Source organism: Paracidovorax avenae ATCC 19860, assembly GCF_000176855.2.
GTDB classification, from domain to species: Bacteria; Pseudomonadota; Gammaproteobacteria; order Burkholderiales; family Burkholderiaceae_C; genus Paracidovorax; species Paracidovorax avenae.
Genome location: NC_015138.1, coordinates 3,177,341 through 3,191,835, shown reverse-complemented (window position 1 = coordinate 3,191,835; position 14,495 = coordinate 3,177,341). Strand labels below are relative to the sequence as shown.

The following is a 14,495-nucleotide window of genomic DNA, read 5'->3' as shown; positions in this document are numbered from 1 at the left end:
ATGGATCCATCGGGCGAATTCGCTGGTCCCGGGGCATGCACCTCCGAATAATCGCGCCAGGAAGGCCGGCATGGGAACGGCTGCACGCAACCTGTTTCTTCGGAGATTGCATACCATGAACAAAAATTCTTGCCTGTCCCGGTGGGCTGCCTTGGCACTCTCCTGGGCAGTGGCCGGCGCTCCGGCCGTGGCGCAGGATGCCGCTGGCTATCCCGGCGCCCGTCCCATCCGCCTCGTCGTATCCCAGCAGGCCGGCGGCAGCTCCGATACGGTGGCCCGCCTCTGGGCCGAACACGCGGGCAGGGCGCTGGGCGCCAACATCGTCGTGGAGAACAAGCCCGGCGCGGGCGGCATCATCGCGGCGCAGCAGGTGCTCGGCCAGCCCGCAGACGGCTACACGCTGATGTTCGGCGGGGTGTCGCAGATGGTGCTCAACAAGTTCGTGTACAAGCCGCTGCCGTACGACCCCGAGAAAGACTTCACCGGCGTGGGCATGCTGAGCACCGTGCCCTTCGTGCTGGTAGCCAACCCCGCCACGGGCTTCAAGTCGCTGGACGACCTCGTGAAATACGCCAAGGCGCATCCGGGCGAGCTGAACTTCTCGTCCTCCGGCCTCGGCAACTCGACGCAGCTGGCGGTGGAACTGCTGCAGAAAAAGCTCGGCATCTCGATGACACACGTGCCCTTCAAGGGCGAGCCCGATGGGCTGATGGCGACCATCGGCGGCCAGACCCAGGTGATGGCCCCGGTGGCCGGCACCGCGCTGCCGCACATCAAGAACCGCAAGGTGGTGCCGCTGGTGGTGCTGGCACCCTCGCGCCTCGCCGAACTGCCCGACGTGCCGGCCGCCAACGAACTCGGCGTGAAGGATTTCGACACCATGGGCTGGAGCGGCATCGTCGCCAAGGCCGGCACGCCACCTGCGATCATCGCCAGGCTGCACGAGGGCACGCGCGCCTTCCATGCCAGCGCCGAAGTGCAGTCCAAGCTGCGCGCCATGAACGCGATCCCCATGGCCGGCCCCGCCAGCCAGCTCATGGAGGTAGCGCGCCGCGACACCCAGGCATGGGGCCCGACGCTCGACGCGCTGAACCTGAGCGGCAAGTGAGGAACGGCATGACCCGAGAAGCGATGGTGTCCTGCCCGCAGCCCGAAGCGGCAGAATCGGGCATCGAGATCCTGCGCGCGGGCGGCAACGCGGTGGACGCCGCCGTCGCCACCGCGCTCGCCCAGACCGTCGTGGACCCGTTGATGTGCGGCATCGCCGGCTTCGGCACGGCGGCCGTCTACATGCAGGGCGCGAACGGGCCCGCGACCCACGAATACTTCGACTTCCATGCACCCGCACCGCTCGCCTGCCGGGAGGACATGTGGGCCGACCTGCTCGAAGGCGAAACCAAGGACGGCTTCGGCTTCATCCTGAAGGGCCGCGTGAACGACATCGGCCCGCAGTCCATCGCCACGCCGGCCACGCTCAAGGGGCTGGAGGCCATGCACCGCGCCCACGGCCGACTGCCGTGGAAGCACGTGGTGGCGCCCGCCATCGCCTGGGCACGCGAGGGCTTCTTCGTGCGGCCCGGCATGCACGCCTTCTGGATCGACGAGCCCACCATGGGCCGCGCCAGCAACCTCGATCGCCTGCGCTACAGCGATGAGGGCCGCGCGCTCTACTGCCGCCCGGACGGCTCGCCCAAGCCGATCGGCACACCCCTGGCCAACCCCGGCATGGCAGGTGTGCTGGAACAGGTGGCCGAAGAAGGCATCGCCCCGTTCTACGAAGGCGAACTCGCGACCCGCATGGTGGAGCACGTGCAGTCGGTCGGCGGCCTGCTGACGCGCGAAGACCTGGCCTGCTACGCCGTGCGCCGCACGGCGCCGCTCACCGGCAGCTACCGCGGCCGCACCGTCACCACCAACCAGCCCCCGGGCGGCGGCGCCATGCTGCTGCAGATGCTGAACATCCTGGAGAACTTCCCGCTCGCGGAAATGGAGCACAACGGCCCGGCCTACCTGCGCCTGCTCAGCGAGGCGATGAAGAAGGCGACCTCGGACAAGGACCGGCACATCGGCGATCCGGCCTTCGTGGAGGTGCCGCTGGAGCAACTGCTCTCCAAGGACGGTGCGGCGCGCGTGGCCGAAGAGATCCGCGCGGGCCGCCGCTTCCGCGTGGAGCGCGTGAACCCTGGCGCGCCCGTGCCGCGCGACACCACGCACCTGAGCGTGGTGGACGGCGACGGCAACTGCGTGTCGATGACGCACTCGCTCGCCATGCCCTCGGGCGTGATCACGCCGGGCATGGGCTTCTTCTATAACGGCTGCATGGGCGTGTTCGATCCGCGCCCCGGCCGCGCGGGCAGCATCCAGCCGGGCAAGAGCCGCTTCACGTCGTCCTGCCCGAGCATCGTCTTCCGGGATGGCAAACCCGAGATCGTGCTGGGCGCTCCGGGCGGCACGCAGATCGCCATGGGCGTGCTGCAGGTGCTGCTCAACATGATCGACCACGGCATGGGCATGCAGGAAGCCGTCTCGGCACCGCGCTTCTCGTCCACCAGCAATTCCATCGACGTGTGCAACCGCATCCCGCGCCACGTCACGCGCGCGCTGCAGGCCGATGGCTACGAAGTGTTCCGCAACCCGTACAACTACACCATCGGCTGGGTGCATGGCGTGCAGATCGGGGCCCATGGCCGGCTGCACGGTGGCGCAGATCCGGGGCGGGACGGGGTGGCGTACCGCACGGCCGTGGCCTGACAGAAGGCGGCCCCGTTACACTCGGCAGCATCTGCTTGTCCGACCCGTTCCCGCCCACTGCGGGAGTCGCCGTGCCCTCGCCCCTGCTTCGCCTGCTGCTGTCCTGGATGCGCCGTCGCCTGCCTCGCCTGCCGGCCGGCAGGCGCCGCGCATGGGCCGTGGCGGCCGGGTGCCTGGCGGCATGGCTGGCCGCCTGGCCGGGCACCGCGCTTCCGGAAGGCCTGTTGGCCGTGGATGCGAAATCCCGCGCCGTGGCCCAGACAGTGTTCGGCATCCTGGGATACACCCGCTGGCCGCAAGAGCCGCAGGCCATCCGGCTCTGCGTGGTCGGACCGACCGAATTCGCTGACGAACTCCTGCAGGGGGCGGAGCCGACGCCCACCCGCCGCATCGAGGTGCGCCGCATGCGGCTGGACGATGCCGCGCTCCCCACGGCATGCGACGGCGTGTATGCGGGCCACCTGGAGGACGCCGAATGGCGGCAACTCCTCGAGAAGATGGGAACGCGTCCCCTGCTGTCGATCAGCGAGCGGCGCGAACTCTGCCGCATCGGCTGCATGTTCTGCCTGGAGGTGCGCCAGGACGGCGTCGGATTCGAAAGCAACCTGGATTCGGTGGCCCGCAGCGGAGTGCGCGTCAATCCCCGCGTGCTGCAACTCTCGCGCAGGAAGGCCGCCCCATGACGCGGACCGGCGCGGCCGGTCCCGGCGATACCCTGCGCGCCGTCGTGCACCGTGCCCACCTGAGCATGGCGCTGCTGGCCGTCGCGCTGGCAGGGGCGCTGCTGCTCATGGCAGGGCTGGTGGCGCTGCGCGTGTACGCGGGCAACAATCTGCACCTGGTGGCCCGTTCCCTGGCCTACACCGTGGAGGCCGCCGTGGTCTTCGGAGACCGGCAGGATGCGTCCGAGACACTGCGCCGCATGGTGGTGGACGAGGGCGTGGCCGAGGCACGCGTGATGGATGCCCGCGGCGCCGTCTTCGCCGAATGGCACGCGGAGCAGGGTGGCCTGGCAGGCCGGCTGGCCCCGGCGGTGGCCGCCATGGTGGGCCTGCAGCCCGTTTCCGTGCCCATCCGCCACGAAGGCGAGGACAACGGATCGGTCGTGCTGCGCAGCGACGGCATGGGCCTGCTGTACTTCCTCGGCACCGGCCTGGCAGCGCTCGCGCTGTGCCTGGCCGTGAGCGGTGCCGTGGGCCTGGTACTGTCCCGGCGCATGCTGCGCGACATGGTGGTCCCGCTGCAGGCGCTGGCCTCCGTTGCGCGGTCGGTGCGCCGCGACCATGTCCAGGGGCTGCGGGTGCCTCCGGCACGCATCGCGGAGCTGGATGCGCTCGGCGACGACTTCAACGCGCTCCTGCAGGAACTGGAACACCGCCAGGCGCTGCTGCAACAGCGCAACATCGCGCTGACCCACCAGGCCCTGCACGACGGGCTGACCGGCCTGTCCAACCGCTCCCACTTCGAGCAGCATCTGCAGTCCCGCCTGGACGAGGCGCGCGGCGCCGGTACCTCGGTGGCGCTGCTGTTCCTGGACAACGACCATTTCAAGGCCGTCAACGACACCCATGGGCACGCGGCCGGGGATGCGCTGTTGGTGGCGGTGTCGCAGCGCCTGCGCGCGCAGGCGCGGGACACCGACCTCGTGGCACGGCTGGGCGGCGATGAATTCGCGATCGTGATGGCGCCGGTGGCCGGCCTGCGCGATGCAGAGCGCATGATTTCCCGCGTGCAGGAGGCCATGCGCGATCCGGTCACGCTGGACAACGGCGTGCAGCTCCAGCCCGCCGTCAGTATCGGCGTCGCCATGTTCCCCCTCCATGGGCAGGACATGGGCGCCCTGATGCGCTTTGCCGACATGGCCATGTACCGGGTGAAGGCGGAGCGACACGGCAGTCAGCGGGCTCGATAGTTATAATGGATTAACTATTAGATTGCATCTATCGATAGTTTGGTTGATCGATGGATGCCGCGCCTGGAGGGTTGGCATGGCGATTTTCGGTACGGATGTTGGTGGCGCGCATGGCGGCGGTGCGGCGCGAGCGCGTGTGGCGAGCATCATTCTTTCCATCGCGTTCGCGGCGCTGCTCGCGGCCTGCCAGGCGCCGCCCGCGCCGCCGCCTGCGCAGGAGGCTCCCGCCGCACCCAGCGCTTCGGAGCGCAAGGCCGCCGTGCTGCGGCAGTACGGTTTCGAGCCCACGGACGCGGGCTGGGAGCTGCAGATGTCGGGCAAGCTGCTGTTCGACTTCGACTCGGTGGAGCTGAACGCCGAGAGCCATGACGGCGTGCTGCGCATGGGGCGGGCGCTGGCGGACGTAGGGATCGACGCCCTGCGCGTGGAGGGCCATACCGACGAGCAGGGTGCCCGCGCCTACAACGAGCGCCTCTCGCTGCGGCGTGCGCAGGCCGTGGCCCGGGTACTGGCCGAAGCAGGCCTGCCCGCGGACCATATCGGCACCGTCGGCCTGGGGGCTTCCCGCCCCGTCGTGCAGGGCACGTCTGCCGCCAGCCGCCGCGAGAACCGGCGCGTTGCGATCATCGTGCCTGCGTTCTGAACCTGTGCCCGCGGCCGGTCAGCCGCCCGGCCGGAAATAGGCATCCAGCACGGGTATCAGCGCCGGAAACTCCTGCGCGAAGCGCTCGCGGCTGACGAAATAAGCCTCGCAGGCCACGGCGAAGAATTCCGCCGGTGCGGTGGCGCCGTACGCGTCGAGCCAGGGCCGCTCACCGCCGAAGCGCTGGGCGATGATCACGCGCTCGCGGAAGTCCCGGTAGGCGGGCTCCCAGGCCGCGCGCCACTGCTCGCGCGCCGCACGTGCGTCATGCGTGCCGAGGAAGCCTGCGGGCAGGGGAGGGTAGCCGTCCGCACCGCCGTTGCGCATGTCCAGCTTGTGCGCGAACTCGTGCACGACGACGCTCGTGCCGCTGCCCTGTTCGCCCTCCACCAGGGGCCGTCCAGCGCCGTCCACCGCGGGCCAGCTCAGCATCACGGGGCCGCGGTCCATGGCCTCGCCCAGCAGCACTTCGTCGTAGTCGTGGACGACGCCGGCCTCGTCCACGGACTGCCGGCGCGCCACGGCCTCGCCGGGGTGGACGACGATGCCCACGAAATCGTCGTACCAGGCCAGCGCCTCGGCCGGCTCCCCCCAGTGCAGCAGCGGCAGGCAGGCCTGCGCGGCGATGGCCACCGCCATGGCATCCGTCACTTCCAGTCCGTGGGCACCGGTGAACTCCTTGCGCTGCAGGAACAGGGCGCTCAGCGCGCGCAGCTTGGCCTGGTCGTGCAGCGGCAGCTCCGCGAGGAAGCGGTAGCGCGATACCGTCTGCAGCCACAGCGTCGCGGGAATGTCGGGCACCGGGGCGATCGTCGAGCGCACGCGGCGGGAGAGCTTGCGCACCAGGCGCGTGAAAGCGGAGGCAGGGGTCATGCCGCTATCTGGGGACGAGGCAGATGCGTTCCAAGCCCGCGGCCGTGAGGCGCAGTGCCTCCGCACGCGGCGTCCGTGCGGACAGGTCCCAGTCGGTGAGTACGTGGCGGGCGAGGGATGCGCCGTCGGCCGCCTGCAGCGCGTGGTCGGCGGGCAGGTGGGTGTGGCCGTGGATCAGGGCCGGTGCCTGCGCCGCCTGCAGCCATTGCACGGTGGCGGCGCTGTCCACGTCGCCATAGAAGGCGGTGCCCGACTGCTTGCGGGATTCGCTCTCGGCGCGCGCGCTGCGGCCCTGGGCGCGGCGCGCGGCCAGTGGCAGTGCGAGCAGTTGCGCCTGCCATTGCGGGTCGCGCGCCATGGCGCGGAATTTCTGGTAGGGCACGTCGGCCAGGCACAGCGCATCGCCATGGCTCAGGAGCCAGCGGCGACCGGCGAAGACCAGCACCGTGGGATCCTGCAGCACGGGGATGCCCGTCGCCTCCGTGAACCCCGCACCCACCAGGAAGTCGCGGTTGCCGTGCATGAAGTAGAGGGCCTTGCGGGATGCGGCGTGGCGCAGCAGCCCGCAACATGCAGCCTCGAAACTGCCTGCCTCCTGGATCGCGTCGTCGCCCACCCAGACCTCGAACAGGTCGCCCAGCAGGAACACGGCGTCGGCCGGCGTCGTGTCCAGGTAATGCGAAAAGGCATCCACCGTGGCCGGGTGGTCCGCCTCCAGGTGGAGGTCGGAAATGAAATCGATCGCGCGCCACGCGTCGGGCGCCACGAACTCCCGGATGTCGGGCACAGGCAGGCTCATGACAGTACGGGATTCAGAAGGGCTTCGCGCCAGGCGGCGTCTTCGAGCACCCGCGCGGCGTTCGCGAATCGAATGGCCGCGGAGCAGGCCACGCCAGCAGACGCCGCAGAACCGGCTTTGCCGGGCTGCTGGCGTCGTCCCCCTGGGGGGGAAGGCGCGAAGCGACTCAGGGGGGGCTCAGATGACCACGGCCTTCTCGATGATGACATCGTCCTTCGGCACGTCGTCGTGGAAGCCCTTGCGGCCCGTCTTCACGCCCTTGATGGCGTCCACGATCTCGGTGCCCTTCACGACCTTGCCGAACACGGCGTAGCCCCAGCCCTGGGCGGACGGAGCGGTGTGGTTCAGGAAGCCGTTGTCGGCCACGTTGATGAAGAACTGAGCGGTGGCCGAGTGCGGATCGCTGGTGCGGGCCATGGCCACGGTGTACTTGTCGTTCTTCAGGCCGTTCTGGGCCTCGTTCTCGATGGGCGCATCGGTGCCCTTCTGGTTCATGCCGGGCTCGAAGCCGCCGCCCTGGATCATGAAGCCGGGGATCACGCGGTGGAAGACCGTGTTGTCGTAGTGGCCCTTCTTCACGTAGGCGAGGAAGTTCTCCGTGGACTTGGGCGCCTTGTCGGCGTCGAGTTCGAGGACGATCACGCCGTGGCCGGCGATGTGGAGTTCGACTTGCGGGTTGCTCATTGCGTTTCCTTATGGGGATCCCGGGTAGGGATATGGGAGATGCGTGCGAGGGTGGCTCACTGCACCACGGTGGCGGATTTGATCACGACCGGGGTCGAGGGCACGTTCTGGTGCATGCCGCGGTTGGCGGTCTCCACCGCCTTGATCTTGTCCACCACATCCTTGCCGCTCACGACCTTGCCGAACACGGCGTAGCCGTGGCCATCGGGGTTGGGTGCGTTCAGCGCGGCGTTGTCCTTCACGTTGATGAAGAACTGCGAGGTGGCCGAATCGGGGTTGCCGGTGCGGGCCATGGCGATGGTGTAGGCATCGTTCTTCAGGCCGTTGCCCGCTTCCAGCGGGATCGGGGGGCGCGTGGGCTTCTGCTGCATGTCGGGCGTGAAGCCGCCGCCCTGGATCATGAAGCCGTCGATGACGCGGTGGAAGATCGTGCCGTCGTAGTGCTTGTCCTTCACGTACTGAAGGAAGTTCTCCACCGTCTTCGGTGCCTTGGCGGGGTCGAGCTGCAGCACGATGTCGCCCAGGCTGGTCGCCAGCTTGACCTTCGGCGCGGCCGTGGCGGTCTGTGCGGAGGCGGCGGGCGCGAATGCCGCGAACGCGGCGCCGGCCAGCGCCAGGGCGGCGAATCGTCTGGAAATCAGGGTCGTCATCCAATCACTCCTTCGAAAAAGATCTGCCATTGCTGGCCCTTGCGCGTCCAGTACTGGCGCTTGACGGGGCCGGTGCGGGCCCCTTCGGCGACTTCGCCGAACGTTACCACCATGGTGTCGGTGGCATCCGTCCAGCGCAGCAGCGTCCGGTCCTTGAGGTGCAGCGGACGGCCGCGCAGCGCGCGGACCTCGGCTTCGAGGCTCCTGGCGTAGTCGGTGATCGCCATCTTGCCGTAGCTCTGGAAGTCGGCCGCATAGAACGACAGCAGGCGGCGCACGTCGCCCTGCGACTTGGCGGCGCGCCAGGCATCGAGCACCGCCTCGAACTGCCGGCGCTCGGCCTGCACCGCCTGTGGCTGCACCCACTGGATCTGGCGGGCGATCACCACCGGCGTGGAGCGGGGCTCCACGGTGCGCAGGATGCGCTCCAGGTCGGGATTGGCGAGCGCCAGGCAGCCGTCGGTGGACAGCGGAGCGCGCGAGAACTGCTCGGGCGGCGTGCCATGCAGCCAGATGCCGCTGCCCGTCTTGCCCCGGCTCACGTCGAGCGGGTTGGGATAGTTGATGGGCAGCGCGCCGGCGCCGTAGAAATCCTTGAGCGTGGCGGGATCGAGCCGGCTGGTGATGAAGTACACGCCCAGCGGCGTGCGCTGGTCGCCTTCCAGAGCCTTCTCGATGCCGAGCTTGCCGACCGAGGCGTAATAGTCGGCGATCAGCTCCATGCCCTGTTCGGTGTTCTGGAACAGGTACAGGCGCGAGCGCGAGGCATCCACGGCGATCGCATGGCGGGATCGCGCCGAGAGTTCGATGAACTGCGCGGGAATGGCGCGGGCCCCGGGGCGGGCGCGCAGCGCGTCCGAGCGCTGCCGGGATTCCGCGCGCAGTTCGGCCAGCGCCTCCGCGGCGTTGGGCGAGGGGGGCTGGGGCGCATCGCCCTGGCCCGCCGGCACGTCGCCGAACTGGCGCACCGGCCGCGTGCGGGCGGACAGCAGGTCGCCCAGCGCGAGCTGCGCCAGCTGGAAATTCGGGTAGTCACGTGCCAGGCTTTCGGCCTTGGCGAGTGCTTCGCGGCTGCGGCCTTCGCCCGTGAGGCGATAGACCTCCATCAGGCGCTGCTCCGCCTGGCCGTCGCGCAGGGGCGCCGGCTGGCCGCGCGACACCGGCTTGGCCGCGGTGCGCTTGTTGCGGGCGAGGGCGCGCTCCTTGTCGCCCTGGGCCAGGGCCGCGGGCGCGCCGAGCGCGCCACAGACCACGGACAAAGCGGTTGCCGCCGCGAGCGCGCGGCTACGGAAGGGAATCGCGATCGACATCGGCGCTCAGCGGAGGGGATGCCAGGGCACGGCACGCCGCGGCCGCGCTGCGGGGGGCTGCAGCAGGCCGGGGCCGGCACCGCCGCACGGTGCCTGGAGGAAAAAGGGCCGGGGCGCCCGCCGGACCGCCATCAGCCGCCGGTGGACTCGCGCACGATCAGCCAGCGGCCGCCGGTATGCACCAGGTCGAGGGTCTTGCGGCTGTTCACGCTGTACGAGCCGGAGCTGTAGCCCTGGCGGAAGCGTGCCTGGGCCTTGTTGTCCTTGACCGTGACCTGCAGGTCGTTGATGGTCACGTTGATCTTGGCACGGCCCACGATGCGGTCGCGGCGCTCCTTCTCCCAGGCGGCACGGCTCTGCTTGCCTGGAGGGGTGAAGGACGGGTCGTAGGCACCGAGGTAGCCATGCATGTCCTGGCCTTCCCAGGCGCTGGCCCAGGCGCGCACGGCAGCCGAGACTTCCTTCTCGGCCGCGGCCGAGGACGATGCCGCGGCAGGCGCCGGAGCAGGCGCGGGCGCTGGAGACGCCGCCGGTGCAGGCGATGCGGCAGGCAGGTTGGCAGGGGCCGGAGCAGGGGGCGTGGAAGGTGCGGGAGCCGGTGCGGCGGCACGCGTGGGCGCCGGTGCCGGGGATGCCGCCGGTGCCGGTACAGGCGCGGCCGACGGTGCGGGAGCGCGGGCCGTCGTGGTGGCCACCGGGGTCGCCGACTTCGCCGCGGCGGACTTGCCGGCGTCGCCCGAGAACAGGTCGCGGATCAGGGCCAGCTTGGGGCGCAGCGTGTTGGCATTGGAGGCGTCCAGTTGCAGGGCCTTGTTGTAGGCCTGGCTGGCGAGCTTCGCGTAGATGTCGCCCAGGTTCTCGTGGGCCGTGGCATAGCTCGGGTTGGTGCGGATCGCCATCTCGAGGGCCGTGCGTGCCTTGTCGAGCTGGTTCTGGTTCGCGTAGAGCACGGCCAGGTTGTTGTAGGGCTCGGGCAGCTCGGGGTAGTCCTCGGTGAGCTTGGTGAACGTTGCCACCGCATCCGCCTGCTTGCCCGAATCCGCCTGCGCCACGCCGCGCAGGAAGCGCAGCTGGGGATCACGCGGGTTGGCCAGCAGGCGCTGGTCCGCCTTGGCCAGCGCTTCCTGGCTCTTGCCGGACTTGAGCAGTTGCGTGATCTCGGCATAGTCGTCCGCGTGGGCCAGCGGCGCCCCCAGCAAGGCCGACAGCACCAGCAGTCGCAGGAGATGGGGGAGTGGGCGGCGGGCGTGCGTCATGGGTGGTGGCAACGGGTATGAAAGTGTCGATCGGTAACGGGCCTTATACTGCGGCGGATTGTAGCCGAGGGGTTTTGCCATGCCGGTGCGCTGTTGCCGCTCCTGATTCGCGTGTCGCGCAGATGCTGCGCATACCTCGCACGCCGGCCCGTCCGGCGCCACGGTCCGCTGCGGCCGGGGCCGTCGGCCTGCAGTCCAACACCCCCTCTTCACTGATATTCCATGAGTTTGCGCATCTACAACACGCTGTCGCGTGCGATGGAGGAGTTTTCCCCGCTCGAACCCGGCCATGTCCGCATGTACGTCTGCGGCATGACCATCTACGACCTCTGCCACATCGGCCACGCCCGCATGATGATGGCGTTCGACGTGGTGCAGCGCTGGCTCCGCAGCAGCGGCTTGCGCGTCACATATGTGCGCAACATCACCGACATCGACGACAAGATCATCCGCCGCGCGGTGGAGCGGGGCATCACCATCCGCCAGCTCACGGACGAGATGACGGCCGCCATGCACGAGGACATCGGCGCCCTGGCGATCGAGCCGCCCACGGTCGAGCCGCGCGCCACCGAATACGTGCCCCAGATGCTCTCGCTCATCGACACGCTGGAGCGCAAGGGCCTGGCCTATCGCGCCGGCAGCGGCGACGTGAACTACGCCGTGCGCCGGTTCGAGGGCTACGGCAAGCTGTCCGGCAAGTCCCTGGACGAATTGCGCGCTGGCGAACGCGTGGCCGTCCAGGACGACAAGCAGGATCCGCTCGACTTCGTGCTCTGGAAGGCCGCCAAGCCCGGCGAGCCGCCCGAGGCGAAATGGGACAGCCCCTTCGGCACCGGCCGGCCGGGCTGGCACATCGAGTGCTCGGCCATGAGCTGCGCCACGCTCGGCGAGAGCTTCGACATCCATGGCGGCGGCGCGGACCTGCAGTTCCCCCACCACGAGAACGAGATCGCCCAGAGCGAGGGCGCCACCGGCAAGCCGCTGGCGCGCTTCTGGATGCACAACGGCTTCGTGCGCGTGGACAACGAGAAGATGAGCAAGTCGCTCGGCAACTTCTTCACCATCCGCGAAGTGCTGCAGCAGGTCGATGCCGAGACGCTGCGCTTCTTCATCGTGCGCACGCACTACCGCAGCCCGCTCAACTACAGCGACGTGCACCTGCAGGATGCGCGCGCTTCGCTCAAGCGGCTCTACACCGCGCTCGCCCTGGTCGCTCCGGAAGACATCGGCGCGATCGACTGGGCCGATCCGCATGCGGCCCGCTTCAAGGCCGCCATGGACGAGGACTTCGGCACGCCCGAGGCTGTCGCCGTGCTGTTCGAACTGGCCGGCGAGGTGAACCGCACGCGGTCCACCCGCCTGGCCGGCCTGTTGAAGGCGCTGGGCGGCTGCCTGGGGCTGCTGCAGGGGGATCCGCAGGCCTTCCTGCGGCAGGGCGTACAGCTGGACGCCGCCGAGATCGCCGCGCGCATCGCGGCGCGCGCGGCTGCCAAGGCAGCGAAGAACTTCGCCGAGGCCGACCGCATCCGCAACGACCTGCTCGCGCAGGGCATCGTGCTCAAGGATTCCCCCGCCGGCACGACCTGGGAGGCCGCGCAGTGAGCCCGAGCCACCCCTTCCGTTTCCCGCACCGCCGGTCTTCTCTCCAGACAAGGTAAGCCGTGGCTCCCAGCAAGAAAACAGCGGGGACGGCCGAGCCGTCCACCGCCCCCGGCTACTGGGCGGACGCCTGCCGCCACCTGGTCAAGAAGGACCGCGTCATGAAGCGGCTGATCCCGCAGCTCGGCGACGTGGCCCTCGTGGCCCGCGGCGATGCGTTCACCACGCTGGCGCGCAGCATCGTGGGCCAGCAGGTCTCGGTCGCGTCCGCGCAGAAGGTCTGGGACAAGTTCGCCGCGCTGCCCCGCAGCATGACGCCGGCCGCCGTGCTCAAGCTCAAGGTGGACGACATGCGCGCCGCAGGCCTGTCCGCCCGGAAGGTGGACTACCTGGTGGACCTGGCGCTGCATTTCGACACCGGCCGCCTGCACGTCAAGGACTGGGATGCGATGGACGACGAGGCCATCGCTGCCGAACTGGTCGCCATCCGCGGCATCGGCCGATGGACGGCCGACATGTTCCTGATATTCCACCTGGCGCGGCCCAACGTGCTGCCCCTGGACGACGCCACCCTGTTGCAGGGCATCAGCCAGCACTATTTCTCGGGCGACCCGGTCAGCCGCAGCGATGCCCGCGAAGTCGCCGAGGCCTGGAAACCCTGGTGCAGCGTGGCGAGTTGGTATATTTGGCGGTCGCTCGCCCCCCTGCCGGTGGACTATTGACCGTCCGCCAGGACACTGCGTGCCGCGCGTTCCGCGCGCGCCGAGGCTACAGCCCAAGGAGAAAACAATTGGCGAAAAAGACTTTTCTGGACTTCGAGCAGCCCATCGCCGAGCTGGAGTCGAAGATCGAGGAACTGCGCTATGTGCAGACCGAAAGCGCGGTGGACATTTCCGAGGAAATCGACCAGCTCAGCCGCAAGAGCCAGCAGCTCACCAAGGACATCTACAGCGAGCTGACGCCCTGGCAGATCACGAAGATCGCCCGCCACCCCGAGCGGCCCTACACCCTCGACTACGTGCGCGAGATCTTCACCGACTTCGTCGAGATGCACGGTGACCGGCACTTCGCCGACGACCTCTCCATCATCGGCGGCCTCGCGCGCTTCAACGGCCATGCCTGCATGGTGCTGGGCCACCAGAAGGGGCGCGACACCAAGGAGCGCGCGGCCCGCAACTTCGGCATGAGCCGCCCCGAGGGCTACCGCAAGGCCCTGCGCCTCATGAAGACGGCCGAGAAATTCCGGCTGCCCGTGTTCACCTTCGTGGACACGCCCGGCGCCTACCCCGGCATCGACGCCGAGGAGCGCGGCCAGTCCGAGGCCATCGGGCGCAACATCTTCGAGATGGCCCAACTGGAAGTGCCCATCATCACCACGGTGATCGGCGAGGGCGGCTCCGGCGGCGCGCTGGCCATCAGCGTCGCGGACCAGGTCGTGATGCTGCAGTATTCGATCTATTCGGTCATCAGCCCCGAGGGCTGCGCCTCCATCCTCTGGAAGACCGGCGACAAGGCCCAGGACGCGGCCGACGCCATGGGCATCACCGCCCACCGCCTCAAGGCCCTGGGCCTGGTGGACAAGATCGTGAGCGAGCCCGTGGGCGGCGCGCACCGCGACCACAAGCAGATGGCCGCCTTCCTCAAGCGCGCACTGGGCGATGCTTACCGCCAGCTGGCGGACCTCAAGCCGCGTGAACTGCTGGACCGCCGCTACGAGCGCCTGCAGAGCTACGGCCGGTTCAACGATACCCGCGCTGAACGGTGACACACCCCCCTGAGCGGCTGCGCCGCTTCCCCCCGCTCTCGCCGTGCTGCGCACGGCGGGCAGGGGGACGACGCCGGTGGCCCGGCGAAGCCGGTTACACGGCGTCTGCTGGCCTGGCCTGCTCCGCGGCCATTCGAAGGGTGAGGCCGCTTGATGTTCTGGCGATGGGGGTTTCCTACTGGCGACTTCAAGGATGCCAGCAAGCAAGCTTCACCGGTGTCGAGGGGGGGATTCGCGCGCTGCGCCATGAATG

At 69.3% G+C, this 14,495-nt stretch carries 14 protein-coding genes; 8 read left to right on the top strand and 6 right to left on the bottom strand.

Going from position 1 to position 14,495, the window contains the following annotated elements; genetic code table 11:
* Positions 1–115 precede the first annotated feature (115 nt).
* The 5 genes from ACAV_RS13980 (at position 116) to yfiB (ending at position 5,306) form a co-directional block, all read left to right on the top strand.
* Positions 116–1,108: a Bug family tripartite tricarboxylate transporter substrate binding protein gene (locus ACAV_RS13980; protein WP_013595221.1), complete on the top strand. Its 993-nt coding sequence runs from the start codon at positions 116–118 to the stop codon at positions 1,106–1,108.
* 8 nt (positions 1,109–1,116) lie between these two features.
* Positions 1,117–2,751 (top strand): gamma-glutamyltransferase, encoded by a 1,635-nt coding sequence (gene ggt / locus ACAV_RS13975; protein WP_013595220.1) that lies wholly within the window; start codon positions 1,117–1,119, stop codon positions 2,749–2,751.
* Between the two features lie 71 nt (positions 2,752–2,822).
* Positions 2,823–3,434 (top strand): regulatory sequestration protein YfiR, encoded by a 612-nt coding sequence (gene yfiR, locus ACAV_RS13970; RefSeq protein WP_013595219.1) that lies wholly within the window; start codon positions 2,823–2,825, stop codon positions 3,432–3,434.
* Positions 3,431–4,663 carry a diguanylate cyclase DgcN/YfiN gene (dgcN, locus tag ACAV_RS13965; protein ID WP_013595218.1) on the top strand — a complete coding sequence of 411 codons (1,233 nt, stop codon included), beginning with the start codon at positions 3,431–3,433 and terminating at the stop codon, positions 4,661–4,663. The genes yfiR and dgcN overlap by 4 nt, the downstream gene beginning before the upstream one ends.
* Before the next feature lie 76 nt (positions 4,664–4,739).
* On the top strand, positions 4,740–5,306 hold the full coding sequence (gene yfiB, locus ACAV_RS13960) for an outer membrane lipoprotein YfiB (RefSeq protein WP_013595217.1): 567 nt from the start codon (positions 4,740–4,742) through the stop codon (positions 5,304–5,306).
* 18 nt (positions 5,307–5,324) lie between these two features.
* On the opposite strand, the gene ACAV_RS13955 is transcribed toward yfiB, so the two are convergent.
* The 6 genes from ACAV_RS13955 to ACAV_RS13930 form a co-directional block, all read right to left on the bottom strand.
* A complete protein-coding gene (locus tag ACAV_RS13955) occupies positions 5,325–6,179 on the bottom strand; it encodes a M90 family metallopeptidase (RefSeq protein ID WP_013595216.1) in 855 nt (284 codons plus the stop codon).
* Between the two features lie 4 nt (positions 6,180–6,183).
* Positions 6,184–6,978 carry a UDP-2,3-diacylglucosamine diphosphatase gene (locus ACAV_RS13950; protein WP_013595215.1) on the bottom strand — a complete coding sequence of 265 codons (795 nt, stop codon included), beginning with the start codon at positions 6,976–6,978 and terminating at the stop codon, positions 6,184–6,186.
* Positions 6,979–7,155: 177 nt separating this feature from the next.
* Complete coding sequence (locus tag ACAV_RS13945; RefSeq protein ID WP_013595214.1) at positions 7,156–7,662, bottom strand: peptidylprolyl isomerase; 507 nt, start codon at positions 7,660–7,662, stop codon at positions 7,156–7,158.
* A gap of 56 nt (positions 7,663–7,718) precedes the next feature.
* Entirely contained in the window at positions 7,719–8,312 is a 594-nt protein-coding gene (locus tag ACAV_RS13940) for a peptidylprolyl isomerase (RefSeq protein WP_013595213.1), read from the bottom strand.
* Positions 8,309–9,622: a L,D-transpeptidase family protein gene (locus ACAV_RS13935; RefSeq protein ID WP_013595212.1), complete on the bottom strand. Its 1,314-nt coding sequence runs from the start codon at positions 9,620–9,622 to the stop codon at positions 8,309–8,311. The genes ACAV_RS13940 and ACAV_RS13935 overlap by 4 nt, the downstream gene beginning before the upstream one ends.
* Positions 9,623–9,753: 131 nt before the next feature.
* Entirely contained in the window at positions 9,754–10,878 is a 1,125-nt protein-coding gene (locus tag ACAV_RS13930; RefSeq protein WP_013595211.1) for a nuclear transport factor 2 family protein, read from the bottom strand.
* 222 nt (positions 10,879–11,100) lie between these two features.
* Between ACAV_RS13930 and cysS the strand changes: the two genes are divergently transcribed.
* From cysS to ACAV_RS13915, 3 genes are all read left to right on the top strand, one after another.
* Positions 11,101–12,480, top strand: coding sequence for a cysteine--tRNA ligase (gene cysS / locus ACAV_RS13925; RefSeq protein WP_013595210.1), 1,380 nt, complete (start codon positions 11,101–11,103; stop codon positions 12,478–12,480).
* Positions 12,481–12,539: 59 nt separating this feature from the next.
* Positions 12,540–13,199: a DNA-3-methyladenine glycosylase family protein gene (locus ACAV_RS13920; protein WP_013595209.1), complete on the top strand. Its 660-nt coding sequence runs from the start codon at positions 12,540–12,542 to the stop codon at positions 13,197–13,199.
* Positions 13,200–13,267: 68 nt separating this feature from the next.
* Positions 13,268–14,242, top strand: coding sequence for an acetyl-CoA carboxylase carboxyltransferase subunit alpha (locus tag ACAV_RS13915; protein WP_013595208.1), 975 nt, complete (start codon positions 13,268–13,270; stop codon positions 14,240–14,242).
* The last annotated feature ends 253 nt before the right edge of the window (positions 14,243–14,495 follow it).